We start from the raw sequence: 24919 nt of genomic DNA on the forward strand, positions 1-24919 counted from the left end.
GGCTGGATCGCGCCGAGCAGCAGCGCCGGTCCCGAAATGCCGCCGCCAGGGCAGCCATGCGCTTCACGATCGTGCCTGCTCTCCCATCAACTTGGTAACGCTCACATCCATGGCCGCCGAACCGGACTCCATCGGCGGCAGCGACCCGCCGGACGACGGCGGCAGCGGCCTCGGCCGCCGCGGGAAAGTTCTTGTCTGACAATTCGGTAGACAGGGGGGCCAGCCGAGGCGACGGCAGGCTAGGGGTGAGGCGCGGCCGCCACACCCGACGGCAATGACGCGACGTCCGACCACGCCGGATTGACACGGAAGCGCAACAGAGTCACACAAAATGTGAGCGCTACCATTGGAGGCACGAGCCGCACCGACCGACCACAGACCAGATCGCCATCCGGAAGACCGAAAAAAAGCGCCTCGAGACGCAAGGGGAGGAATCCGAAATGAACCAACGCCACAATCGACGCGCGCGCGCCCAGGCTTTCCTGCGCTGCGCCACCATCCTTGCGGGCGGCCTGTTCGCCGCCGCCGGGACCGCGGCTGCCGCCCAGGACGAGACCGTCCAGCAGGATCAGGGCGCGCCGCAGAGCGCCGCCTCCGATGACGGCGAGATCGTCGTCACCGGCATTCGCGCCAGCCTCGCCAACGCCGCCAATGCCAAACGCGAATCGGTCGGCTTCACCGAATCGGTGTTCGCCGAGGATATCGGCGACTTCCCCGACACCAACCTCGCCGAATCCTTCAACCGCGTTCCGGGCATCACGATCAGCCGCGAAATCACCGGCGAGGGCCTCAACATCGCGATCCGCGGACTCGGCACCAACTTCACCCGGGTGCTGCTGAACGGCGCGCCGGTCGCGATCGCCTCCACGGGGCGCACCGACGCCCAGAACACCAATCGCGAGGTCGACCTCGACCTTTTCCCGAGCGAGCTGTTCACCCAGCTCACCATCAACAAGAGCGCCTTGGCGAGCCTGGTGGAAGGCGGCGCCGCCGGCACCGTCAACATGCGCTCGGCTCGGCCGTTCGACCGACCGGGACTCCGCCTGAACTATTCGGCGCAGCTCACCAACAACAGCAATACCGACCGGTGGGGCGGCCGCGGCTCGCTGATCGCCAGCGGCACCTGGGGCGATTTCGGCGCGCTGGTCGGCGTGTCCGCGGTGCGCACCGAGGTGCGGGTGCCGGGCTTCGAGACGATCGGCTGGACCAACCCGAATCTGACGACTCCGCAGTCGCTGGCAACCTCGCGCCGGGGCGCCGGCGCCGTTCCCGATGCGCAGGACATATTCGACGCGCAGTGCCGCAGCGGAGCCTGCAACGCGACCGGCGGCGGCAACTGGACCATCCCCGGCACCGTTCCGAGCAATGCCGGCAACGGACTGACGCCGGGCGCGACCATCAACCAGGACTTCCTGCTCGCCAACAACCCCGGGCTGACGCTCGAGCAGCTCGACAATGCGATCATCCCGCGCCTCGGACGCCCGGCCGAGGAGTTCGGGCGCAAGCAACGGATCAGCGCGATCCTGGCGCTCGAATGGCGGCCGAGCGACACGCTCAACTTCTACATCGACTCGATCTACGCACGCCGGGAGAACGACCTCGAGCGCATCGACATGAACTGGGTCGGCCGCAACGGCGCGATCATCCCGATCAACGTCGAGGTCGACCGCGAGGATTGCAGCACCGGCTGCGTCGTCACCAACGGGACCTACGCCAACGCCCAATGGTTCCTGGAATATCGGCCGTTCATCGAGGACGTCGAACTCTGGGGCGTCAATCCCGGAATGGAATGGCAGATCGGCGACCGCACCCGCATCGACGTCCAGGCGAACTGGACCGAGAGCAACTTCCATCGCGAGTCGCCGACGGTGCTGGTCACCACGCCGGCCAATTCCGGCGTCACCGTCGACTATACCAATGACGGCGACATTCCCGACATCCAGACCAATATCGATCTCAACGATCCCAACAATTTCGTCTGGGCCGGCGGCCGCGTGAACATCCAGGACGAGCGCCGCGAGACCCGCACCCGCGGCATCCGCGGCAACCTGTTCTGGGGCGAGGACGTGTTCAACATCCGTGTCGGCAGCGCCTATGACGACATCCAGCGGCGGATCGAGGCGTTCGACAACAGCCAGGCCTGGCAGAATGCCGTCTGCGGCAACCAGCCGAGCGACTTCCTGCCCAACCCGAACACCCAGCCGCCCTGCCAGGGCCTCAACGCCCCGGGCGCGGCGCCGCCGGGCTACCCGACCTATCCGGGCTACGGCACCGGCTTCACCGCAGGACGTACCCCGCCCGTCACCTATCTCGGCTCCCTGATCCCGCAATCGGCCCTGGCCTCCTATCTTCGCCCCGGGCCCAGCGGCTTCGTCACCGTCGACTGGGACCGGTTCCGCGCCGACTCCAACTATGACGAGTTCCAGGCGAACGCACCGCTCGCCGGATCGGCCAATACCGGGGCGAGCGCCGGCTTCGTCCGCGAGCAGATCCTGGCCGCCTATCTCGAGTTCAACGGCGACACCGAATTGTGGGGCAATCGCTTCCGCTGGAATGTCGGCGTGCGCTGGGTGCAGACCGACCAGACGATCGGCGGCTTCGTGTCGATCTCCGATCCGCGCAACGCCACCCTTCCCGACGGCGCGCGCTTCCCGAACGTCCTCAATTTCGTCGAGACCGAGAATCGGTACGAGAACTGGCTCCCGGCGGGCAATTTCGCCTACAACCTGACCGACAACCTGCTGCTGAGGTTCGCCGCGTCGAAGACGATGACCCGTCCGAACCCGAACGCGATGTTGCCGGGCGTCAACTTCAGCAACCCGTCGGCCGATATCGGATCGCGCGGCAATCCGGCGCTCGAGCCGTTCATCTCCGACAATCTCGACCTCGGCGTCGAATGGTATATGGGCGCCGAGAGCTACATCGCGCTCGCCGGCTTCCAGAAGAAGGTGACCGGCTTCACCGTCAACGGCAACGTCACCCTGCCCTTCCGCGATCTCGCCCAATACGGCATCACCTTCGAGACGCTGTCGCCGACCCAGCAGGCGGCGATCACCTCTCGCGGCGGCCCGGACGTCGCCACCGTCGTCCTCACGCAGCAGGTCAACGCCTCCGGCGAGCTTCGGGTGCGCGGCCTGGAGGCGACCTGGGTCCAGTCGCTCGATCCGCTGATCGGCGGCTGGGGCCTCGACGGCTTCGGCTTCTCGGTCAACGGCACCTATATCGACCAGGACGGCGAAGGTGCGGCGCCGGCGGTGGCGATCGGCGTCGCCCGCTACTCCTACAATGCCAGCTTCTATTACGAGAATCACGGCATCAGCGCGCGCATCGCCACCACCTGGAACGAAGGCTCGCAATCGACGGGGACGAATCAGAACGGCATCCCGAACGCGGCACTGTTCAGCAACGACTACGAACAGTGGGATTTCTCCTCCGCCTTCGACCTCGCCGAGATCTTCGGCACCCCGCGGATGCCGACGCTCACCTTCGACGTGGTCAACATCTTCAAGGCGGAGCAGCGTTCCTACTTCCAGTTCGAGAATGCCGCCTTCACCTCCTATCGTCCGGGTCGCACCATCCTGGTCGGGCTGAGGGGGAGCTTCTAGGGCAGGCAAAGCGGCCGGCCCGCGGACCAGACCAACCGGTCCGGATCGCGGCCCCCGCCGCGCCCGACGGGAGCGCCGCCACCATCCCCGGCGGCGCTCCCGGCTTGCCCGGGGCCGGTGGCGGCCCGGGCATCGGCCGCTCCTTGCCCGCTCGCCGATCCCGGCCGCTCCGCGCCGCGAGGTCCGCCCGAGAGACGGTTCCGGCGCTGCCTGTTCACGCATCGGCTGACCTTTGCCGCGTCAAAGCCGCATTCGCACTCGCCGAGACACAAAGGCGGGCGCCGGGCGTTTATCGGCAAAGCCCCGATCGGGAGAAGGAGCCTTGCCGATGAGCTGGATGCAAGCGGCGCCGATCCTGCTGATCGCCCTCGTCCAATGTGCGCCCGCCGAGGCGCCGCCCGCCGCAGCCAGGGCCGCGGCAGAGGGCGCCGCGGGGAGACCGCGCGACTGCATCAGCCTCGACGCGGCGACGAGCCGGCGCGCCCTCGACGAGCGGACGATCCGGTTCGAGCTGATCGGCGGCGAGCGGCTCGACAACCGCCTCCCGGGCCGCTGTCCCGGCCTCGCCCAGAGCGCGAACGGCTTCGGCGCCCTGGCCTTCGAGGTCCACGGCAACCGGCTGTGCCGCGGCGACCGCGTGCGCGTCGTCGACCCCTCCGGTGCCGGGGTCGGCGCCGCCTACAGGATGGCGATCCCCTGCCCGCTCGGCCGGTTCGTGCCGGTGACGGACGAGGCGAGGCCTCGGCGCTAGGCTCTTCCGGAGCGCGGTGAGCGTGACTTCATCCTTCGGCAACGGCTCGGCGCTATGCCGTGGGCATGGGCGCCCATTCCACCCTGCTCGACCGCAACCGGCTCGTCCGCGCGGCGCGCCTGTGGTGCCTGATCGCGCCACTGCTGGCCGCCGCCTATCTCGCACGCCAGCTGACCGCCGGCTGGACCGACGGCGCCGGCCACCCGTTCGGCGAGGATTTCCTCAATTTCTGGTCGGGCGCCCGGCTGAGCCTCGCCGGCGAATGGACCCGCATCTACGATATGGCGGCGTTCCACCGCTTCGAGACGATGACGGTCGGTGGCCCGATCGACTTCTACCATTACAGCTATCCGCCAGTGACCTGGCTGCTGACGGCGCCGTTCGGCGCCCTTCCCTATCCGGTCGCGTGGGCGGCGTGGCAGGCAAGCGGCCTGATTGCCTTCGCGACCGCCGTCCGCCGGATCGCGCCCGACCATTGGCGGCTGATCGCGCTCGCCTCGCCGGCCTTGCTGATCAATTTCCTGGGCGGACAGAACGGGGCCTGGACGGCCGCCGCTTTGGGCTGGGGCCTGATCCTGCTCGAGAGGAAGCCGCTGCTTGCAGGGGCGATCCTCGCCGCCTTCGTGATCAAGCCGCAGCTCGGCTGGCTGATCCCGCTCGCGCTGCTCGCCGGCCGGCAGTGGCGCGCCCTGGCGGGTTTCTCGGGCACGGCAACGCTGCTGCTCGGCCTATCCTGGCTGATGTTCGGGACGGAAGCCTGGATTGCCTATGCCGAGCAGGGCGCCCGGCTGAAGAGCGTCATCCTCGAGGCGGGCAGCGGCACCTGGCATCGGATGCTTTCGGTCTTCGTCCTCGTCCGCCACGCCGGGGCACCGCTCTGGATCGCTTATGCGGCGCAGGCGGCGGCAAGCCTGGCCGTCGCCGCTCTGGTGGCGCGCCTGTGGCACGCCAGGCCGGGAGAGAGGGAGGCGAAGGCAGCGCTCGTGCTCGGCGCCCTCGCCGGCTCGCTCTATGTCAGCGACTATGATTGCGTGATGCTGACGCTGGCGGCCTGTTGGCTGTGGCCGCAGGCGGACGAGCGCGGGCGCGCCGCGATCGCCGCGGCGATGGTGGTGCCGCTGCTGGCGGCGCCGCTGGCCTTGTCGACCGGGCTGGCGCTGGGCGCCTTCGCCTTGTGGGCACCTCTGGTCTGGCTCGCTCTTCGCTCGGCGGCACCCGAGAGGCGCGGGGAGCGGCCCCAGCCTGCCTGATCGCGCGGAAGCCTCGCACGGGCCTGCCATTCGGCGCCGGGCTTCCTATATAGCTGGAAAGACCGCGCGATCCGGCACTCGGCCGAACCGACGCGGACCATCTGGAGGTCGCGATGAATGACGCCCGCTCGGACACGCCGGTCCCGTGGCCGAAGCTGTCCCCGGTGCAGACCGGCGTGCGCGGACGCTGCCCGCGCTGCGGCGAGGGCCGTCTGTTCGACGGCTTTCTCAAGCTGCGCGACGGCTGCGACCGTTGCGGATTGAGCTACGCCTTCGCCGATCCGGCAGACGGGCCGGCCTTTTTCGTCATCTGCTTCGGCTGCATTCCCGCGGTCGTCTTCGCGCTTCTTCTCGAGCTGTGGGCGGCGCCGCCGGTCTGGGTCCATTTCGTGACGAGCCTGCCCTTCCTGCTCGTCACCTGCGTTTTGCCGCTTCGCCCGCTCAAGGGCTGGCTGGTCTGCAGCCAGTATTTCTACAAGGCGCGCGAGGGACGGATCGTCGGGACATGGCGGCCTTATGGCGATGCGGGGCCGGAAGTCTCGTCGGCGCCGCATCCCTGGTAGAAGCGCATTTCGGACGGCCCGGCGACGGCGGTAACGGCCCATCATGAGCGACCTTGCCGCTTATGGCGGCCTGTTTCTCGCCGCCTTGGCCGCGGCGACGATCCTGCCGGCGCAGTCGGAGGCCGTGCTGGTCGGGCTGCTCCTGCTCGGCGCGCAGCCGGCCTGGCTGCTCGTCGCCGTCGCCAGTGTCGGCAATGTCATGGGATCGACGCTCAACTGGCTGCTCGGCCGCGGCATCGAGCAATTCGCCGGCCGGCGCTGGTTCCCGGTCCGACCCGACCGGCTGGAGCGGGCCGAGCATTGGTACCGGCGCTGGGGCAGATGGTCGCTGCTGCTGAGCTGGGTGCCGATCGTCGGCGACCCGATCACCGTCGCCGCCGGGCTGATGCGCGAACCGCTTCCAATCTTTCTGCTGCTCGTCGCCCTCGCCAAGACCGGCCGATACGTCGTCCTCGCCGCCCTGACCCTGGGCTGGACGTGACGTGCGACGGCGTCTTATCTGGGCGCGTGGGCACCGGTCGGGGCTGGACCTTCGATGGAACCTGCACCATGTCGACGCCGGGCCGGGTTAGCTCAGCTGGTAGAGCAACCGCCTTGTAAGCGGTAGGTCGTCGGTTCGAGTCCGACACCCGGCACCAATCGACCATTTTGGCGCTTCCAATTTCCCTCGGAAAGTCGCGCTTTTTCTGCTATTTAGGGACTGTCGTTGTCCCTGGATGTCCACACCAATCCAGCCAAATCCGGGCTGTTTTGGGGGCCTTTTTGGGGCCACGGCAAAACCCTCTTGTAGCCGGGGCCCCCAAATGCGGCTTACAGATCTGAAAATACGTAACAATCCTCTACAAGAATCGCCCTACAAGATGGCCGATGGACAGGGTTTGTTCCTGCTTGTTCAGCCATCCGGCGCGCGCTTGTGGCGCCTGAAATACCGCTTTCGCGGACTCGAAAAGAAGCTTTCCCTCGGCCAATATCCCGAAGTTAGCCTCAAGGAGGCACGGATCCGCTGCGAGGAAGCCCGTCGCCAGATCCGGGACGGGATCGATCCCCTCGCGGAAAAGCAGAGGGCCAGGATCGAAGCGGCGCTCTCGCGCCAGACCACCTTCCGGGGCGTTGCGGACGAATATATCGAGAAGATGCTGGTGGAGGATCGCGCCCCCGCCACCATCAAGAAGGCGCGATGGTTTCTCAAGCTGCTGGAGCGGGATGTCGCCCACCGTCCGATAGCCGAGATCACCCCGCACGAACTGCTGGCCTTCCTCAGGAAGGTGGAAGCGAGGGGCCATCGCGAGACGGCGCATCGCCTGCGCGCCTTCATGAGCCGCGTCTTCCGCTATGCCGTCGTCACCATGAGGGCAAAGGCCAATCCGGCCGACCTTCTGATCGGCGCCCTCGCGACGCCGAAGGTCCGTCATCATGCCGCCCTTCTCGAGCCGCATGAGGTCGGCGGGCTGCTTCGCGCCATCCACGCCTTCGACGGCCATGAGGAGACCCGGATCGCGCTCGAGATGGCGGCCCATGTCTTCGTTCGACCGGGCGAGCTTCGTACGGCGCAATGGGACGAGTTCGACCTGCAGGCTCGAGTCTGGAAGATCCCCGCCGAGAAGACGAAGATGCGCCAGCTCCATGCGGTCCCGCTTTCGCGGCAGGTCCTCGCGCTGATCGAGCGAGTTCGCGCGCTCGACAATCCGAGCCCTTACCTGTTCCCTTCGATCCGGACGCCTAGGCGGCCGATGTCCGACGGCACGCTCAATGCCGCTCTGAGACGCCTCGGCTATAGCGGCGACGAGATGACCTCCCACGGCTTCCGGGCGATGGCGAGCACGCTGCTCAACGAATCCGGGCAGTGGCACCCAGACGCCATCGAGCGGGCCTTGGCCCACCGGGACGGCAATCGCGTGAGGGCCGCCTATCATCGCGGAGCGCATTGGCAGGAGAGGGTCAGGATGATGCAATGGTGGTCCGACGAGCTCGACCGCTATCGCGGCCTTGGCGAGGTCGTTCCCATCGGCCGCACCGCCGAACGTGCCTAACAACCGATGACTGATCCGTCCCCGACCGGCCTCAGCGACTGGGAACTATGGGCTTGCGCGAACGAGATGGTGCGTCGCCATGGCGATGATGCACCGGTCCAAGCAGCCCTCCGCTCGGATGCCCTGCTCGAAGCGGGCGACCTCGAAGGCGCGAAAGTGTGGCGCCTGATCGCCAGCAACGCGGTGGAGCTGCTGTCGCCCTCTCCAACCAGGCACTGAGCGGTTCACAGCGCTTGGTTCAGCGATGCCGGTCACGACATCGATCGGACTTGCATGTGAAAATGTCGCGGCGGCTGACATCCCGCTCACCGCAGGTCCACATGCCCATCGACCACGTGCCGTTCCGACTTCCGGCCCTGACATGGCGATGCCGTGCAGCCGAGCTCCTCCGCGCCAGTCCGAGTCCCGAGATGCTCGGATTTCTGAGATTGGCGCCCACAGTTTCGTTCGCTACATGTTCTGATATGGGCGAGTCGCGCACTTCACTTTCGACCGAGGAACTGGCGAAGACGCTGGTGATCTGGCTGAAGGTGCTCGGGCAGCGCCGATCCGCGGTGCTGCGGGACTTGTGGACCCGCCGCGACGAGCGGCCTGACCAGACGAAGCGCGAGCATGCCCAGCTAGAGCTCGCCCGCTATCTGGCCGAGCAAATGCGTCTCTCCGGTTATGAAGTGACGCGCAAGGCCACGCAGCTCGATGCCTATCGCGAAGCCACCACTGACGCAGCCGACTGAACCGTTCGGTCCCGCCCCTTGCAGCTGTGCCGGTTCGGCATCGCCTGGTAACGCCCACATCTCCTGACGGGCGCAATCCCAACTGGCAGATCCCTATCTTCTTCCCGACGAGTCGGCGTCCGAACAGCGGAACGTCTCTCCATGATATCCAGGCTACCGCGTCGATGAAGGACGCCGTTCCCGCCCAAGCCCACCCTATTGCCCGGCCAGGCGGCGAGCAGCAGGACCAAAACGAGGGCTCGGGGGCAGGCGCCGGGGCCGAACTTTCAGGCCACGCGCATCAACTGCGAAGGAAAGGGCTGCGCCAACGCACACGCATCCCCCGCCTCCCCGTCCAGCCAGCGATCATAATCCTCCGGCGCGAGGATGACCGGCATCGCCTTGGGGTGGAGCGGCGCGACCAGGGGATTGGGTTCGCAAGTCAAAAAGGCGAAGCGCGGCCGGCCCTCGCTCATCCGCCAGATGCCGGCGAAGGCGCAGCATTCGGCGCCCTCGACATGGAACCACCAATTGGCCGGCCGGCCGGTCGCGGGGTCCTTGCCGGGCCGCGGCTCGGCGAAGGAGGTGAACGGGACGAGGCAGCGCTGGGCCGGATTGGCGATCGTGGAGCGCCAGAACGGGCTTTCGAGGTTGCGCACGTTGGTGACCGCCTTGGCGATCGGCTTGCCGCTCTTGCCCGGCATGGTGCGGACGATGCCCCAGGCCATGACGTCGATCACCCGCCGCCCCTCCGCCTTGCGGATCACCGCCGCGTCGTACTTGGGATAGATGTCGGCGCGCAGCTCCGGCAGATCGAGCAAGGGCGAGGCCTCGAAGATGCGGGAGAGATTCTCGGTGGCGCGCTGGCGATAGAGATTGCACATGGCGGGAGGTTAGCCGGCGCACGGCACCGCTTCCAAGCCCCGCCGATGCACCTTATATGTTTCGGCATCGCCGCCGCCTGACTCACCGGCATCTTTTCGAACTGCCCGCGAGTCCGATCTATCGCAGGACGGCGAAGTCCGTTCGAACGCTAGCTTTCGCTCAGGCGGGCTCCGATTGAAGCTTCATCGGCGCCGGCCGACGATATAGGCCCGAAGACTCTCCACCAGAATCAAGGTCGAAGCGCCCACCTTCACGAATTCGATCTCCCCGGACTTCATCAACTCGTAAATGCGGGACCGACTGAGCCCGGTCAGCCGGACGGCTTGGGGAACCCGAACGCTGATGGGCTCAAGCGCGCCATCTGTGGAAGGGCCAGTTTCGAAGTTCATAGGCCTTCCTTTCCTCGACGACCCCAGACGAAAAGTGATAGATCGCGGCCAGCTGGGAGAAGTTGAACCTCACACCGCCAGCGTCCGTTCGGGCCTCAACTCAGTAGTTAGCGTGTACTCCCCCGCCCGCCTCGCGCCGGCCACAGATCAAACGCATCGGTCATCTACCCATTCGGGAATAGGACGCGCCCGCCGCGGCAACATACTCTTCAACGAATCTCGCGCAGAGCGCGTCGCTGGATGGTTCGAAAATGGACGGCACTGAGCCCCAACCAGGTCATTGATACGACATCCGCCGTGTCGGGCGATCGATCAAGAACGACGGCCATGGCCGCATTGTCGAAGGGCGGGGCAGCAGCGTCCGAATATACTCAGCCGTGCTGGTCGTACCTGTGAAACTAGCCCCTATCCAATATTTGAGCGTTTCGGTGGCCGCGAGCGCTTCGGCTCGAGCGACGCGAGCAGCCCGTCGCGACAGGAGAGAGGCACCAGTACCAAAAGCCGCGGCTAGCCATCCGAAGACCATAGAAATCTGCGGCTGATGAAGCGTTTAGCCGACCCAAACGGCTGCGCAACCGAAATCAGGACACAAATCGGTACACGGTGCGGAGCACCACGACGCTGGTGGACCCGCGTTCGCGCCAGTATCGACGTCTCTCAATCGACCCCACCCGCCTTTCGTCCAAACCCTCCTCGGCCATCGGTGTTCGCAACATCTCCAATCGTCCGAATGCGCAACTGCGGCTGAACGAGACCGACCCGAGAAAAGCCGTTTCGACAGAGGCTGATCATTTTGGGAGCTTGTGATACGAACTGGCCCCGGCACTATGCGGGTCCCTCAGGTCGGGTTGCCGCCGTGGGTATCTTGGACGTTGAACATAACGTCGTTTGGATAGACCGGCTCGCGGCATTCTGAGCAGACGACAACCGCTTCCAGTCGATTGTTGCAATCGCGGTGGCTGAGGTGCAGAGGTGGACCTTCGGGAGCTGCGTAGTAACGATCGCCCCACTGCATGAGCATGAGCAAGGCGGGATAATATTCTATCCCCTTGCGACGTAGGCGATATTCGAGGCGCGGTGGATTGTCCGCGTATTGAACTTGACGGATAACCCCGAACTGGACCAGCCAATTCAGGCGCTCGGTCAGCACATTGGTCGCAATCGCGGTATCCCGCCTGATATCATCGAAGCGATTGATGCCGGTGAAGATCGATCGCATGATGAGACTGGCCCAGCGGTCGCCCATCAGTTGCGCGGCGGATTCGAACAGTGCGGTGCCCTCGCTGCTGTCGCGCTGCTGTCGGCGGCGGCTGTAGATCGGCGCCATCCAACCCACACCCGGCCCCTCGCGCCAGTCGACTGCCGACGCATTGACCGTGCCCTTGCAGGCGGCGCAGGCCGGCTCTGGAATGAAACGTTTGCCGCAGTTCCGGTGGGTGAGCTCGACTACCATTTTGCCCTCGCGGTCCCCCCATTCCTGCTCCCACCGGAGCAGCATGAGCGCGGTCCAGTAGAGCGCGCGCCCCTTTTCGAGCAGAACATAATCGTCGCGCGGTGGATGGGTGCTGTACTGGCGCTTCTCGAGAACATGTGCGTTGACAAGCCGCTTCAGGCGGTCGCTCAGTAGCGCCTTCAAAAGCCCGGTTCGGCGGCGGAACTGGTCAAAGCGACGGTCGCCCAGCAAGCTGGCCTCGAGGATGAGCAACGTGGGCGTGTCGCCGACCACCTCGAGCGCGCGCCAAATAGAGCAGGTCCGTATCAGATGCTGGCTCGACGGTGGCGTGATGTCACCCATCAGCGTGTGCCCACCCGGCGTTCAATGGGCGCTCTCATAGTGCGGCTTGGGCGCGACCCCCATCTCACCAAGCAATTGAGCGCGATCATAATATTCACGCCACGCCTTCACTTTGTTGTCCTCGATCTCAAGGACGCCGACCACCGGCACCTTGCCGGCGTGGCCGTTATAGACGAACTCGTCGACTCGCTCGATGACCACGACGTCACCGACCACCCCAATGTTGACGATGTGCAATGTGATTGAGTCGATCCCGGCCCCAAGCCCCTCGATGCGCGTCGCGATCGCTTCGCGCCCGCGCACGGGTTCGATCATCATCGAATGGAGCACGCCGTCGTGGGCGAAAAGGTCACCGACCAATTGCCAGTCCCGCCGGTTCCAGGCGTCGATCATCTTCCTGACCACTGCGATTTTCTGATCCGCGTTCACTACAAACTCCTCCGACTTCCCGGAAGTGGCGAGCCCTTCCGGCGACCAGGCATGCGTGCCGCGGCCCTCGCTTTCGAAAGCCGATAGCACTAACTTGCACAAACAAACCCACATTGCTACCCACGCAATGCAGGTATCAGGGGAATGAAAAGTGAAGGTCGAACACTATCCGGCTGTCCGTTCATCGCTGATGCCCAGCAACCACCCCTATCTCTCGGGTGCGTGGACGCCGCAGCTCGAGGAGGTTGACGCGTTCGAGCTTGAAGTCATCGAGGGACGAATTCCCCACGACATCGATGGCGTCTATTTGCGAAACACCGAGAATCAGGTGCATCAGCCGCTCGGCCGCTATCACCCGTTTGACGGCGACGGAATGATCCACCAGATCGACTTTTGCGACGGCGTCGCCAGCTATCGCAACCGCTTCGTGCGGACCCGCTGCTTCGAGGCGGAGCAGCGCGCGGGCAAGTCGCTGTGGGGCGGTCTGATGGACGGCCCGGGTGTCTCCACCCGCCCCGGTTTCGGCGCACACGGCCGGCTCAAGGATTCTTCCAGCACCGACATCGTCGTCCACGCCGGCAAGGCGATCTCCACCTTCTATCAGTGTGGCGAGGGCTATCTGCTCGATCCCGAGACGCTCGAGCAGAACGGTATTGCGCCGTGGGTGCCGCTCGATGGCATCTCCGCTCATCCCAAGGTGGATGAGCGGACCGGCGAGCTTCTCTTCTTCAATTACTCGAAATACCCGCCCTTCATGCATTACGGCGTGGTCGACCGAAACGGGCGCCTCGTCACCTATGTCCCAATCCCGCTGCCGGGACCGCGCCTGCCGCACGACATGTGCTTCTCGGAGAATTGGTCGATTTTGAACGATCTGCCGGTCTTCTGGGATCAGGACCTGCTGAAGCGCGACGTGCATGCGGTGCGCCTCCATGAAGGAATCCCCTCTCGCTTCGCCTTGATCCCCCGCCACGGGCGGACCGAGGACGTGCGATGGTTCGAGGCTGAGCCGACCTACATCCTCCATTTCCTCAACGCCTATGAGGAAGGAGAGGAGGTCGTCATGGACGGCTATTTCCAGGAGAATCCGATCCCAGAGCCGCTCGACGGCATGGGCGAGCACGGCCATCTGATGGGCTATCTCGACGAGCAGAGCTTCCGGCCCAAGCTGCACCGTTGGCGGTTCAACCTCAGGACGGGCGCAACGCACGAGCAACATCTGGACGAGCGGAACCTCGAGTTCGGGATGTTCAACCAAGCCTATGCCGGCCGCTTCTACCGCTATGCGTACAGCACGACGACTCGGCCCGGCTGGTTCCTGTTTACCGGCTTCGTCAAGCACGACCTGGTGACTGGTGAGAGCTGGTCAGTGGCGCTGGACGAGGGACGCTATGCGAGCGAGGCTCCGTTCGTGCCGCGGCTCGGCGCTACGGACGAGGATGACGGCTACCTCGTGAGCTTCATCATCGACGAAAATCGCGGCACGTCGGAATGCATCCTGATCGACTGCCGGCGCTTCGAGGATGGGCCCGTTTGCCGGATCGCTCTGCCGCACAAGATCTGCAGCGGAACCCATTCGCACTGGGTAAACCGGAGCTCACTCGACCCGTTCCGGAGCCGCTAGGGCGAGCACGCCTAAGAGGTTGGAGCCAAAGCCTGATGCACAATCTGGCGCAGTTCCGACCGCACCACTTTGTTCATGGCGTTGCGCGGAAGTGACTCGGCGATCACCAGCCGTTCCGGCCATTTGAACTTCGCAACGCCGCGCGCGTCGAGCCAACGGGCGATGTCCGCGAGCGAGGGTGCGCGGCCGTCCGGCACAACGACCACTGCGAGCCGTTCGCCCAGGTCCGGATCGGGGAGTCCGACGGTTGCCGCCTCCCGGACGGACGGAAGTCCCGCCAAAAGGTCGTCGAGCTCTGCCGGCGAGATGTTGACGCCGCCGCGCACGACGATTTCCTTTGAACGTCCGACGAAACGATAGAAGCGCCTGAGGTCGCCCTCGCCGGCGATCTCGAAAAGATCGCCGGTGCGGAAAAACCCCTGCGCGTCGAAGGCCTCGCGGGTGCGGTCTGCATCGCCCCAGTAGCCGTTGAACAGGAAGGCGCCGCCCACGCGCAACTCACCGAGCCGGCCCGGCTCGACCACTTCCTCCTCAGTTGCCGGATCGATGAGGCGCGAGCGGATAACGCGGTGCATAAGGCAAGGCCAGTCAAGGCCGTTGCCGCCGAAGCGGGGAAAGTAGCGCGCCCGGTCGGCCGGATCAGGCACGTCGACATGGTTCGAGAAGAGCGATGTACCCTCGTTCGACCCGAACATGTTACAGACTTCTACCCCATGCTGATCTCGCCAGCTCTGGATCAGCCAGGGCGAAAGCGGCGCTGAGCCAGATCCGATCGCGCGCAGCGACGACAAGTCGGTGCCGGCGAGCATCGCGGGCTGCTTGAGCAGCGCTGTCAGAAGGGCGGGCGGGGCGATTGTGTAATTGACCCGCTCGCCGGCGATCTGGGCGATGAAGACGGCCAAGTCGAACGGATGGTGCAGCACGAGCGTGCCGCCGATCGCGAGCCATGGCATGACGAGGCCGCCGATCGAGCCGATATTGACGAGCGGGAAGGGGTTCAGCAGCGTTTCGCCCTGGCGCATGTCGCCCGCCTCGATGACGAGCCGGGCGTTCAGCACCCAATGATTATGATCGCGCGGCACGCCCTTTGGTCGCGCTTCGGTTCCTGACGTCCAACAGAGCGTCAGCACTTCGCCGGCGGAGACTGGATGCGCCTCGGCATATGCGATGGCGCGGAGCGGATCGGCCGTTGATGCGAGCTCCGCAAGATCGGTGGCGCCGTCCGATGGCCCCAGCACCAGCACCACCGTATCGGTCGAGGCAAGCCGAAGTGCCATCGCCGCATGATCGTGGCCGGCGAAGACCGGCACGGTGACGATGGCACGCGGCGGGGCCAAGCCCAGCAGATATTCCAGTTCGTGGTCGCGATACTGCATCACCACCGGACTGATCACGAGCCCAAGCCGGGCCGCGGCCAGGAACAAGATGACCGCGTCGACGATGTTCGGCAGCTGCACGCAGATGACGTCGTCCTTGCGCAGGCCTGCCTCCAGCAGGGCACCGGACATCCGGCCGACCCGCTCCTCCAACGCGATCCAGTCCAGCCGCTCGGGCGGGCGTCCATCCAGCGCCGCCCGATTTGGCGGATCGACGACGGCTGTTCGCGCCCCGCCCTCGGCTGCAGCGCGGCGGAAGAGTGTGTCGACGCTGATCCCCTCCCACCAGCCCCGAGCCTCATATTCGGCGATGCGTTCGCGTGGGGTCAGAAACATGGTCTGCTCCTCGTGTCGGCCATGTGACTTGCATAAACAGACTGACAACGTCCGGCAATCGTTCTATGCAGGGTCCAAGGGGGACAGAAATGATCCGCGTCGTACAATGGGCCACCGGGGCAATGGGCCGAACGGCGTTGCGGCGAATCATCGACGAGCCGTCGCTGCAGCTGGTCGGCATGCACGTCTATAGTCCCGCAAAGCAGGGCCTTGACGCCGGCGAGATCGCCAAGCGGCCGGAGACGGGCGTGAAGGCGACGAGCGACATTCAGTCGATCCTCGAAACCGAGGCCGACGTGGTTCTCCACACGCCCCGTCTCACACTGCCCTACGAAGCGATGGCGGAAGAAGTAATCCAGCTGCTCCAATCCGGAAAGAACGTCGTTTCCACGGCCGGCTTCCATTGGCCGCAGGCGCATGGTTCCGATTATTCGGAGCGGCTTCAAGCCGCCGCGATCAAGGGTGGCGTGACGCTGGCCGGCGTCGGCGTCAGCCCCGGTCTGGTCGTGGAGCGCCTGACCTTGTCCGCAACCGTACTTTGCGCGCAGATCGACCGTATCGACGTCCAGGAGACGGTCGACGCCTCTGCCATGACGTCGCCTGATTTCGTTTTCGGGCTGATGGGGATGGGATCGGATCCGGCCGATCGCGACATCCGGCGGGGGCCGCTCGCCGATCTCTATGCCACCCTCTTCAGCGAAGTGTTCCACTTCGTCGCAAACGAAATGGAAACCGAGGTCGGGACGATCGAGCCCGATCATGAGCTCACGCTGGCGCCGCACGAGATCAGGTTGCCGGCCGGAATGATCGCGCCGGGTCAGGTGGCGGCGACGCTCTGGCGCTGGACCACGAGGCTCCGCAACGGAGTCGAGTTCGCCCTTGCCATCCGGTGGACCGCCGATCCGCGTCTGCACGGCAACGACTCCACCGGACACTGGACCATGAGCATAACAGGCCGGCCGAACGTCCGGCTCACGCTGGACATTAGCGAAGGCGACCCAACCGCGCCACCGTCGCGCGCCCTTACCGACGCCACCGTTGCCGTGGCAGTGCGAGCGATTCCGGATGTCATCGCTGCGCCGCCGGGGCTATTTGCATTTCGGCCGACCTCCGCCTGGCAGAGGCGGATCGGATGAAAGCGCTCATCTATGAATCGGTCCGAACGGTCCGCGGTAAGGCGCGTCCTGACGGTGGGCTGGCGAACCAGACTCCGACGTCGCTCGTCGGCGCACTGATCGACGCGATCGAGGCGCGCGGACGCGAACCGCGTCGCGACGCCGACTTTCTCGGCCTCGGCTGCGTAGGCCAGGTCGGCGCTCAGGGCGGTCACGTCGCGATGGTGACCAAACTCGCCACCGGACTTCCCGTCGGGACCATCGTGCACAGCGTCAACAATTTCTGCGCCGCCGGCCTGTCCGCGATCGGACAGGCGGCCGCGATGGTCGACGCCGGGATATTGTCGAACGCGCTAGCAGGTGGCGTCGAAATGATGTCGCGAGTCCCCTTCATGGCGGACAAGGCCGAATATTATAGCGCGACCGATCTGCCGCTGCGTCTGCGCTATATTCCCGTCGCGCTCGCCGCAGACCTGCTTGCGGTGAAGGAGGGCATCACCCGAGCGGAGCTGGATGCCGTGGCCCTCACCTCCCAGCAACGCGCGGCGAACGCGGAATCGCGACCCGATCTCCTCGTCTCGCGCATCTCCGTCGGCGGCCTGGCGCGAGAGGAAGCGCCGAGGTCCCTGTCCGCCGAAACCATCGCCGCCTTGCCACCGGCCTTCGCCACGCTCGCGGACAGTTACCGGGCGGCCCTAGGCGAGGAGTCGGTCGATCATCGCCACACCGTTGCGCATGCCCCGCCGATGGCGGACGGCGCAGGTCTCGCGTTGATCGGCTCCCCCGGCCGCGAACACCCGCGCGCCCGGATCCTCGGCTATGCCGAGGCCGGCGGCGACCCGCGCGATTCGCTGCTCGCGGGATTCGCGGCGATGGACCGGGCGCTGGACTTGGCGGGGTTGGCACTCGGCGACATGGACCGGATCGAATTCATGGAAGCCTTTGCCGTGACGATGGCCAAGTTCCTGCGGGACCGATCGCCAGATCCGGAGCGTGTAAATGTCGGCGGCGGCCATGTCGCCAAAGGACACCCGATGGGTGCGACCGGAGCGATCCTGCTGTCCACCCTGCTCGACGCGCTTGACGCCGCGGACGGGACCTACGGTATGGCGGTGGCGACCGGCGCGCAGGGCATCGGCGCGGCGATGGTGGTGGAACGGCTGGGATAGTGCCGAGTGCCAAATGCGCATCGATCGGGACACTTCGCGGATTTCGAAATCAGGCGGACAAGGCAGCCAGGACGGTCGCGTCATTAGTGTCGTATGGACCAGGCATAGGTCACGGGATCACCCGGATGTCCCGACCCGGTGCCGCGGCATAGAGCCGGTCGACCTCATCGCGCCGATTGTCGAGCACGGCTCTGCGGTTGATCGTGCCTTTGTCGGAAACTTCGCTCGCCCTGGGATCGGGTGGGTTCGAGAAAAGGCCGAAGCGGCGAACCCGCGCGCTCTCGCCGTGCTGACCGGCGTTGAACACCGCCAGCCTGGCGGCGGCCCAGTCCAGCAGTTCCGCCGGCACCGACGGTTTGGGCCAGGCGAGCACGCCCAGCACGTCGCGATTGTCGTCGCACAGGACAAGTTCGGCTATGTGCGGAGAGAGTGCGTCTAGCAGCGCATCGCGCATCGGCCCGCCATAGACCCAGGTGCCGCCGGCCAACTTGAATTCCTCGGCAATGCGGCCGGCGAAGGCCAGGCCTTCCTCGGGGCGATCCGGCTCGTGGAAGCAGGCAAGATCGCCGGTCCGATAATAGCCTTCTCCATCGAATGCCGCCGCCGTAATCTCCGGCTCGCCGAGATAGGAGCGCATGATGTTTGGGCCGCGCAGCCTCACCTCGTATCGCTCCCCATAGGGAACGAGCTTGACCTCGAGCCCGGGCGCGGGAAGCCCGATCCCGACGCGCTCGGTCCGGAAATGGGTGGTCATGCAGGCCGACACGCTTTCGGTCATACCGTAGCCGGTGCTCATGTGGATGCGATGTCCCGTCTGCTCGACCGCGAGCGCCTGGAGTGCGTCGTAGACCGGCTGGGCAAGCCCAGCGCCGCCGTAGAGCATCAGGCGCATCTTCGAGAAGAAGGTGGACCGAAGCACCGGATCCCGGGTCAGCGCATCCAGCAGCATGGCATAGCCGGCGGGGACGTTGCTGAACCAAGCGGAGGAGATCTCACGCAGGTTGCGCACGGTCTCGTCGAACAACCCAGGCGCCGGCTTGCCCGCATCGATGTGGAGGGTGCCGCCGTTGAGCAGGGTGTTGCGCAGCAGTCCCGCGCCGGCGGCGTGATGCCAGGGCAGCCAGTCGATCATGACGTCGTCCCAGCCCGCGGCGCGGCCGATCGACATGTAACCCTGCGCGCTGTTGGCCGCGAGATTGGAGAGCGACAGGGCCACGAGCTTGGGCAGGCCCGTCGAGCCCGATGTCAGCATGCAGGTAGAGACGTCGTGGGGGTCCAGCGCGTCGATCGCGACGTGAAGGCCTTGGTCCGGAGCCGTCCCGACCAATTCGCCGAAGGGCACGGCGGGCCGGGAATAGAGACCGGGATCACTGGCCACGATCATCACATTCGTCCCGGCCACGGCTTCGATGGCGGCCGCGAGCGCGGGGTCCGGATCGGCATAGACGATGGCGGGATTTGCCTTGGCAAAGACGTGGCGGAGCCGTGTCAGATTACCGCCGACTTGGCCGTAAGCGGGTCCGACGGGACAAAGTACGACTCCCGCGGCCCAGGCCGCGACGGTGAGGACCGCGACCTTCGGCCCGTTCCCTGCCATGACCAGGAAGGTGCGGCCACGCGGAACGTGATCAATCAGCCACTGCGCGGCCGCCTCGATGTCGCGCCTGAGATGGTCATAGCGCAGATATTGCCATTGGCCGTCCGGACCCCGCCAGGCAATGGCCGGTTTCGATCCTTGAGCCGACGCGCGGCGAAGGATCGCTCGGGGCAGGTTCGGATCGTCGACCTCGAGCGCGATGTTCGAGCGAAGATCGATCGTGCCGTCGGGTCGCCGCCTGATCGCCAGGTCGACCGGCAGGAACTGGGCCTCGCGAAACGGAATGTCGGCCGCGCTCAAGCGGAACCCCGCGTCACCACCAGGCTGACAGTCGTCGTCGTCGATCCGCCGATATTGAGCGTCTGAACCGTGCGCGCGCCCTCGATCTGACAGTCGCCGGCGGTCCCGCTCACCTGCCGGGAGGCATCGAGCGCCATCCTGACGCCGGTGGCGCCGACCGGATGACCGAGGCCGATCAGGCCGCCGGACGGGTTGATCGGCAGGCGGCCGCCTGTTTCGATCCAGCCCTGCTCGACCGCTTTCCAGCTCTCTCCCGGCGCGGTCAGTCCAAGATGGTCGATCGCCATATATTCGGAGATCGTGAAGCAGTCGTGCGTCTCAACCGCGTCGATCTCGTCGACGCTGCTTATGCCGGCGCGCGCGCGCGCCTCCTCGATGGCACGACGGACCTGCGGGAACATGTAGGTATGGCCGGTGCTCGCCTCCAGCTTCTGGCGGAAGGAGATCGAAGCCGATCGAATGCCCCAGCCGGAGATCCTCGGGAGGCTGTCCAATGCAATGCCGCGCTTGGCCGCATAGGCGGCCGCGCGCTCCGGCGAGGCGAGGAACAGGACGGCGGTCCCGTCCGTGACCTGGCCGCAATCCAGCTTGCGCAGACGCCCTTCGACGACCGGATTGAGCTCGTCGTTCGCCGTGAAGCTGTCGGGTTCGAAGGACCAGCCTCGCGTCTGAGCGAACGGATTCTTGCGCGCGTTGCCGAAATTGATCTCGCCGATGCGCCTCAGGTGCTCGTCGCGCAGTCCGTAACGCCGGTCATATTCGTCGGCGACGTCGGAAAAGGCTGCCGGCCAGACGAACTGGGCGTCCTGCCATTCGTGTCCGGCCCAGGCGGCTGCGCCGAGATGCTCCGCTGCGGCTCTACCCGGCACGTTGCGCATCTGCTCGATGCCGACCACGCAGGCCAGCCCGTAGCGACCGGCCTCGAGCTCCGCCATGGCAGCGAGCAGCGCGACGCTGCCGGATGCGCACGCGGCTTCGTGGCGAGCCGTGGGCATCCCATCGAAGGCCGGATCGACAAGCCCGAAGAAGCCGCCGAGCAGGCCCTGGCCTGCAAACAGGTCGCCGACAAAATTGCCGACATGGCCGCACTCCACCTCAGCCGGATCGAGGGCCGTGGCTTCGAGTCCGCCATGGACCGCCTCGCCGAAGGCATCGGCGAGCTCGCGTCCCTCCCGCGCCCAGTTCTGGGAGAAATCGCTCTGCCAGCCACCGAGGATGTAGACCATCGCGCATCCTTTCCGAAGGGCTCAGACGAGCCGGAAATCCATGTTGCATATCCGCCTGGAACCTCCCGCGGCGGTGCGATCGATGGCGCTGAAGTCGAGTCCGACCAGACCCGCACGCCCGGATGCCGGAACGAAACATATGCGCTTGCCCGGGAAGAGTACGTCGGTTCCCTCGACCCGGGACTGGAAGAGCCTGCCGACCTGTGCCGCGATCTCGGACGGCGGCGCCTCGACGGCGACCTTCGCGCCGACGATCTCCTCAGCCACCTCGCTTCGCGCATAATTGCGGCCCACTGGGTCCCCCCACCAGCCGTTGGGCAGCGAGTATCGATAGGTCTCGAGATGCGTGCCGAAGCGCCGCGGGTCGAACTGGATCATGTCCTGGCCACGGAACAACATGTCCCTAGTCAGCCGGAGCCGTTCGGCGGCCGCGCGGGCGCGAAAGGCGTCGGCGTCGAACGTCTGGAATACGATCATGTAGCCACCTTCGCCGCCATGTTCTCGGAACCAACGGTTCAGGCGATGATCGGGCGTGGTCGGCTGCACCAGCTCGAACATGGTGCTGCCGATCATCATCATCTCGTTGCGGAAGCCCAGCACGGCCGACATGTCGTGCCGAAAGCCCTGTGGTACGCCGAGGAATCGCTGCACCTCTTCGGATACGCGATCGATTTCGGGGGTGGCGAGTACGAAGTGCCGGACGACGTGTGGGCGTGGGTCGGTCATCGCTCTCTCCTCAGACGAAGCGGAAGGTGATGCCGCCTATACGTGCCCAGTCGCCTCCCCTGGTCTGGTCGCGGGCGCGAAGATCGAGCGCGACCAAGCCGCGCCAATTTCCCCGAGAGGGGACGAAATTGAGGGCGCGATCCTCAAAGTTCAGTCGCGTGCCGTCTCTATCGCCCGCGCCGAACAGCCGGGCGGCCTGGGCCGCGATCGCCTGTGGATCCTCGACCGCGACCTCGGCGCCGACGATCTCGGTGGCGACACGCGCCAGAGGGTAAGGGCGTCCATTGGGGTCTCCCCACCAGTCTTCCGGCGGGGAATATTGATAGAACTCGAAATGCGTGCCGAAATGCCGGTAATCGAACTGCAGCATATGCTGGCCGCGAAAGATCAAGTCGCGCGTTAGAGTCAGCCCCTCGGCCGCAGCGCGGGCCTTCAGCGCTTCCGAATTGAAGGTCTGCATCACCACCATGTAGCCGCCATCGCCGCCACGCTCGTCGAGCCACTGATTGAGATGATGATCGGGTCGCATCGGCTCGACGACCTCGAGCATCGTCGTGCCGATCTTCATCATCGTGCTGTAGAAGCCATACGTCTCGGTCGGGCTCGGCCCCTCGCGCTGCAGCGGAGCGAGACCCAGCACCTCGTATATCTGGTCGCACACGAAGTTCATCTCGCGTGTCGCAAGGACATAGTGGCGAATGCGTGTAGGACGCTCGCCGGTGGTGGCAAGCGCAGGCCGTACCACAAGGCCGGCGGCGAGGCCGCCGAGAACCGTCCGACGGTTCATGGCAAAAGCCCGACTTGTCGACATGAACTCCTCCGCGTGGATGTCAGAATCGGGCTCTCAGCTCGGCGCCCCAGGTGCGCGCCGGGCCGAAAAAGGCCGAGTAGGAGCCGGTGAAGCCCGGCGAGTCATAGATACGCAGCGCGTAGCTTTCGTCGAATGCATTCTCGACGAAGCCGACAATCTCATAAGCCCCGTCGGCGAAGGTCAGACCCGCACGGAAATTGGCAATTCCGAAAGCCGGCTGCCGCGTCGAGGCATTGAGATCGCCACCGTAGATGACGTCGTCGCGCCAGTTATACTCTGCGCGCAAATAGGCTGTCGTGCCGCTCGCAATTTCGAAATCCTGTTGGCCGCGAAGGGTGAACTGCCAACGCGGATTGTTGTTGAGCCGCTCACCGGACAGGTCTTGGCCGCCGACCGGGCAGGTCCCCGTGGCGTTCTGCACGACGGTGCAGGGGGCGCCGACATATTCGTCAAACACAGCATCGATGAAGGCCGCGCCGCCGGTGATCGTGGCGCCGCGCCAAGGCCGTGCCGCAAGGTCCACCTCTATGCCCTGGCTTCGCAACTTACCGGCATTGCGCAGGATCTGCGAGGAGGTGACGTTGTCGAAGGAAGAGGCCTGATAATTGCTGAAATCGCTGTAGAACAAGGTCGCATTGAAGGTCAGGCGATTACGGAACCAGCTGGTACGCGCTCCGAGCTCGAACGAGAGGACGGTCTCGGGATCGAGCACCGCCCTTTCCGGGAACAGGAAGAAGACGTTGCCGGTGTTGGTGTCGATCGCCTTGCCCTTGTAGCCGCGTGATGCCGACAGATAGACGCTCTGCCGCGGTGACGGGGTGAAGCGGATGCCGGCCCGGCCGACCCAGTCGGTGTCGTCCGTCGAGATCGACCCTTGGAAGGTCCCGGGCGTGAAGGCGAAATAGTTGCCGCTGCGAAAGCTGCTGACCGCGAGATCCTCGTAGAGCAGGCGCAGGCCGGCAAAGGCCTGCCACTGGTCGGAAAAATCGTAGGTGCCGTCCGCGAACAGCGCATAGTTGTTCGTCTTCGTGGTCCCGCGGCCCTGGGTCGAGGTCTGGCCCAGGATCGTGCCGGCGCCGCCAGCGGTGATCGTGTTGGTGTTCAAGGTGTGGTGGTAGTAATAGGCGCCGAGCACCCAGCTGAGGGCACTGCTGTCCGGCGAGAGCAGCTGGAATTCCTGGGTGAAGAGGCTGAGGTCGCGCTGCTGGCGGGCATCGTTGCCGATGTTTACGTCGACGCCGTCGACGTCGATTGTGTCCAGCTCTTGCCAGCTGCGGTAGCCGGTTATCGAGCGGAAGGTGATGCCGCTGCGCAGCTCATGGTTCACGATGCCGGTCAGCTGAAGCGTGTCGGTGGTTTCGCGCAGTGGGCCGTCGGCGATCGACAGTCGATTGTCGGGCCCTGGGACGACGCCGTTCGCGGCCTGCCGCGGCAGCAGATAGAGTCGCGTCAGCGCGCCAAATGCGATCGGCTCAAGTCCGTAGAAGCTGGTGCGGCAACATTCATTGTCCTGCCGTTCATATTGGGCAATGAACTGCAGCAGGGTACCGCCATGTTCAAAATCCCCGCGCAGGCGAAGGGCCCAGCGGTCGCGCTTGTTTTCGTCGGTGCCCCGCACCGGATTGTAGACCTGACCCTCGCCCTGGGTCAGAATATAGCCGGCGACACGCGCATTGACGCCGGTCCCGATGGGGCCGCTCAACGCGCCCTCGAGGCGGAGTTCGTCGAGCTGCTCGCCGTAGCGCGCATTCGTAAAAGCTGAGAAATGGTCGGTCGGAGCGCGGCTGACGATGTTGACCGCGCCGGCGGAAGCGTTCTTGCCGAAGAGCGTGCCCTGCGGACCGCGGAGCACTTCAACGCGCTCGACGTCGAAGAAGTCGACGAGGCTGGACCCACCCGGCCCCGCCACGATGCCATCGACGATGGTGGACACGCTCGGCTCAGTCGCCGAGCCGAAGGCGGCGCTGCCGACTCCGCGGATGCGCAGGCCTGCCCCGGAGGAGGACTGGGCAGGAGAAAAGGAGAAGGATGGCACGATCGAATAAAGGTCCTCGACCCGGCTAATGCCGATCCGCTCGAGCTCCTGCCCACTCACGACGCTGATCGAGATCGGCACGTCGGCTAGGCCTTGCTCACGCCGCTGAGCCGTAACGACGATATCAGGAATCGCCCCGTCCGCGCTGGTGTCGGTCTCGACCGCCTGCGCCCAACCTGCCGTCGGCATTGCCA

Annotated in this window: 21 protein-coding genes and 1 tRNA gene; 12 read left to right on the forward strand and 10 right to left on the reverse strand. The window is 65.6% G+C overall.

Annotated features, from left to right (window positions below):
- Positions 1-440: 440 nt before the first annotated feature.
- The 9 genes from DDE10_RS04855 (at position 441) to DDE10_RS04895 (ending at position 8933) form a co-directional block, all read left to right on the forward strand.
- Entirely contained in the window at positions 441-3605 is a 3165-nt protein-coding gene (locus DDE10_RS04855; protein WP_114951524.1) for a TonB-dependent receptor, read from the forward strand.
- 328 nt (positions 3606-3933) lie between these two features.
- Entirely contained in the window at positions 3934-4356 is a 423-nt protein-coding gene (locus DDE10_RS04860) for a hypothetical protein (protein ID WP_114951525.1), read from the forward strand.
- 65 nt (positions 4357-4421) lie between these two features.
- Positions 4422-5606, forward strand: coding sequence for a glycosyltransferase family 87 protein (locus DDE10_RS04865; RefSeq protein WP_114951526.1), 1185 nt, complete (start codon positions 4422-4424; stop codon positions 5604-5606).
- Between the two features lie 113 nt (positions 5607-5719).
- Positions 5720-6169, forward strand: a complete 450-nt coding sequence (locus DDE10_RS04870; RefSeq protein WP_114951527.1) for a DUF983 domain-containing protein — start codon at positions 5720-5722, stop codon at positions 6167-6169.
- 43 nt (positions 6170-6212) lie between these two features.
- A complete protein-coding gene (locus DDE10_RS04875; protein WP_114951528.1) occupies positions 6213-6650 on the forward strand; it encodes a YqaA family protein in 438 nt (145 codons plus the stop codon).
- Between the two features lie 81 nt (positions 6651-6731).
- Positions 6732-6807, forward strand: a tRNA-Thr gene (locus DDE10_RS04880).
- A gap of 165 nt (positions 6808-6972) precedes the next feature.
- Positions 6973-8199 (forward strand): tyrosine-type recombinase/integrase, encoded by a 1227-nt coding sequence (locus tag DDE10_RS04885; protein WP_114951529.1) that lies wholly within the window; start codon positions 6973-6975, stop codon positions 8197-8199.
- A 6-nt stretch (positions 8200-8205) separates the two neighbouring features.
- Positions 8206-8418 carry a DUF6961 family protein gene (locus DDE10_RS04890; protein ID WP_114951530.1) on the forward strand — a complete coding sequence of 71 codons (213 nt, stop codon included), beginning with the start codon at positions 8206-8208 and terminating at the stop codon, positions 8416-8418.
- 245 nt (positions 8419-8663) lie between these two features.
- On the forward strand, positions 8664-8933 hold the full coding sequence (locus DDE10_RS04895) for a hypothetical protein (protein WP_114951531.1): 270 nt from the start codon (positions 8664-8666) through the stop codon (positions 8931-8933).
- A 266-nt stretch (positions 8934-9199) separates the two neighbouring features.
- On the opposite strand, the gene DDE10_RS04900 is transcribed toward DDE10_RS04895, so the two are convergent.
- The 4 genes from DDE10_RS04900 to DDE10_RS04915 form a co-directional block, all read right to left on the reverse strand.
- Positions 9200-9796 (reverse strand): SOS response-associated peptidase, encoded by a 597-nt coding sequence (locus tag DDE10_RS04900; protein ID WP_114951532.1) that lies wholly within the window; start codon positions 9794-9796, stop codon positions 9200-9202.
- A gap of 183 nt (positions 9797-9979) precedes the next feature.
- Positions 9980-10186 (reverse strand): helix-turn-helix domain-containing protein, encoded by a 207-nt coding sequence (locus DDE10_RS04905; RefSeq protein WP_114951533.1) that lies wholly within the window; start codon positions 10184-10186, stop codon positions 9980-9982.
- 838 nt (positions 10187-11024) lie between these two features.
- Complete coding sequence (locus DDE10_RS04910; protein WP_114951534.1) at positions 11025-11981, reverse strand: winged helix-turn-helix transcriptional regulator; 957 nt, start codon at positions 11979-11981, stop codon at positions 11025-11027.
- Between the two features lie 21 nt (positions 11982-12002).
- Positions 12003-12410: an SgcJ/EcaC family oxidoreductase gene (locus DDE10_RS04915; RefSeq protein ID WP_284734446.1), complete on the reverse strand. Its 408-nt coding sequence runs from the start codon at positions 12408-12410 to the stop codon at positions 12003-12005.
- Positions 12411-12561: 151 nt separating this feature from the next.
- On the opposite strand from DDE10_RS04915, the gene DDE10_RS04920 reads away from it, so the two are divergent.
- Positions 12562-14034, forward strand: coding sequence for a carotenoid oxygenase family protein (locus tag DDE10_RS04920; protein WP_114951536.1), 1473 nt, complete (start codon positions 12562-12564; stop codon positions 14032-14034).
- A gap of 11 nt (positions 14035-14045) precedes the next feature.
- Here DDE10_RS04920 and DDE10_RS04925 read toward each other — a convergent pair whose 3' ends face one another.
- Positions 14046-15746: a class I adenylate-forming enzyme family protein gene (locus DDE10_RS04925; RefSeq protein ID WP_114951537.1), complete on the reverse strand. Its 1701-nt coding sequence runs from the start codon at positions 15744-15746 to the stop codon at positions 14046-14048.
- A gap of 122 nt (positions 15747-15868) precedes the next feature.
- Between DDE10_RS04925 and DDE10_RS04930 the strand changes: the two genes are divergently transcribed.
- Both DDE10_RS04930 and DDE10_RS04935 read left to right on the forward strand, forming a co-directional pair.
- Positions 15869-16882: an NAD(P)H-dependent amine dehydrogenase family protein gene (locus tag DDE10_RS04930; protein ID WP_284734464.1), complete on the forward strand. Its 1014-nt coding sequence runs from the start codon at positions 15869-15871 to the stop codon at positions 16880-16882.
- Positions 16879-18030: a thiolase family protein gene (locus DDE10_RS04935; RefSeq protein WP_114951539.1), complete on the forward strand. Its 1152-nt coding sequence runs from the start codon at positions 16879-16881 to the stop codon at positions 18028-18030. Before DDE10_RS04930 ends, DDE10_RS04935 begins: the two co-directional genes overlap by 4 nt.
- A gap of 109 nt (positions 18031-18139) precedes the next feature.
- Here the strand turns inward: DDE10_RS04935 and DDE10_RS04940 are convergent, their stop codons facing one another.
- Genes DDE10_RS04940 through DDE10_RS04960 form a run of 5 tightly spaced genes read right to left on the reverse strand, consistent with a single transcriptional unit; the run spans position 18140 to position 24914 of the window.
- Positions 18140-19927, reverse strand: coding sequence for an AMP-binding protein (locus DDE10_RS04940; RefSeq protein ID WP_114951540.1), 1788 nt, complete (start codon positions 19925-19927; stop codon positions 18140-18142).
- Positions 19924-21153, reverse strand: coding sequence for an acetyl-CoA acetyltransferase (locus DDE10_RS04945; RefSeq protein WP_114951541.1), 1230 nt, complete (start codon positions 21151-21153; stop codon positions 19924-19926). The genes DDE10_RS04940 and DDE10_RS04945 overlap by 4 nt, the downstream gene beginning before the upstream one ends.
- 21 nt (positions 21154-21174) lie before the next feature.
- The gene (locus tag DDE10_RS04950) at positions 21175-21879 is read right to left on the reverse strand and encodes a VOC family protein (RefSeq protein ID WP_114951542.1); all 705 of its coding nucleotides are present in this window, start codon (positions 21877-21879) and stop codon (positions 21175-21177) included.
- 10 nt (positions 21880-21889) lie between these two features.
- Complete coding sequence (locus DDE10_RS04955; protein WP_162806292.1) at positions 21890-22666, reverse strand: VOC family protein; 777 nt, start codon at positions 22664-22666, stop codon at positions 21890-21892.
- Between the two features lie 43 nt (positions 22667-22709).
- A complete protein-coding gene (locus tag DDE10_RS04960; RefSeq protein WP_162806294.1) occupies positions 22710-24914 on the reverse strand; it encodes a TonB-dependent receptor in 2205 nt (734 codons plus the stop codon).
- Between the last annotated feature and the right edge of the window lie 5 nt (positions 24915-24919).

The organism is Sphingosinicella terrae, from assembly GCF_003347635.1.
In the GTDB taxonomy this organism is placed as follows: domain Bacteria; phylum Pseudomonadota; class Alphaproteobacteria; order Sphingomonadales; family Sphingomonadaceae; genus Allosphingosinicella; species Allosphingosinicella terrae.

Coding starts and splice junctions, on each gene's coding strand:
- DDE10_RS04855 (WP_114951524.1), top strand. CDS start 441: ATGAACCAACGCCACAATCGACGCGCGCGCGCCCAGGCTTTCCTGCGC.
- DDE10_RS04860 (WP_114951525.1), top strand. CDS start 3,934: ATGAGCTGGATGCAAGCGGCGCCGATCCTGCTGATCGCCCTCGTCCAA.
- DDE10_RS04865 (WP_114951526.1), top strand. CDS start 4,422: ATGGGCGCCCATTCCACCCTGCTCGACCGCAACCGGCTCGTCCGCGCG.
- DDE10_RS04870 (WP_114951527.1), top strand. CDS start 5,720: ATGAATGACGCCCGCTCGGACACGCCGGTCCCGTGGCCGAAGCTGTCC.
- DDE10_RS04875 (WP_114951528.1), top strand. CDS start 6,213: ATGAGCGACCTTGCCGCTTATGGCGGCCTGTTTCTCGCCGCCTTGGCC.
- DDE10_RS04885 (WP_114951529.1), top strand. CDS start 6,973: ATGCGGCTTACAGATCTGAAAATACGTAACAATCCTCTACAAGAATCG.
- DDE10_RS04890 (WP_114951530.1), top strand. CDS start 8,206: ATGACTGATCCGTCCCCGACCGGCCTCAGCGACTGGGAACTATGGGCT.
- DDE10_RS04895 (WP_114951531.1), top strand. CDS start 8,664: ATGGGCGAGTCGCGCACTTCACTTTCGACCGAGGAACTGGCGAAGACG.
- DDE10_RS04900 (WP_114951532.1), bottom strand. CDS start 9,796: ATGTGCAATCTCTATCGCCAGCGCGCCACCGAGAATCTCTCCCGCATC.
- DDE10_RS04905 (WP_114951533.1), bottom strand. CDS start 10,186: ATGAACTTCGAAACTGGCCCTTCCACAGATGGCGCGCTTGAGCCCATC.
- DDE10_RS04910 (WP_114951534.1), bottom strand. CDS start 11,981: ATGGGTGACATCACGCCACCGTCGAGCCAGCATCTGATACGGACCTGC.
- DDE10_RS04925 (WP_114951537.1), bottom strand. CDS start 15,746: ATGTTTCTGACCCCACGCGAACGCATCGCCGAATATGAGGCTCGGGGC.
- DDE10_RS04930 (WP_284734464.1), top strand. CDS start 15,869: ATGGGCCGAACGGCGTTGCGGCGAATCATCGACGAGCCGTCGCTGCAG.
- DDE10_RS04935 (WP_114951539.1), top strand. CDS start 16,879: ATGAAAGCGCTCATCTATGAATCGGTCCGAACGGTCCGCGGTAAGGCG.
- DDE10_RS04945 (WP_114951541.1), bottom strand. CDS start 21,153: ATGGTCTACATCCTCGGTGGCTGGCAGAGCGATTTCTCCCAGAACTGG.
- DDE10_RS04950 (WP_114951542.1), bottom strand. CDS start 21,879: ATGACCGACCCACGCCCACACGTCGTCCGGCACTTCGTACTCGCCACC.
- DDE10_RS04955 (WP_162806292.1), bottom strand. CDS start 22,666: ATGAACCGTCGGACGGTTCTCGGCGGCCTCGCCGCCGGCCTTGTGGTA.
- DDE10_RS04960 (WP_162806294.1), bottom strand. CDS start 24,914: ATGCCGACGGCAGGTTGGGCGCAGGCGGTCGAGACCGACACCAGCGCG.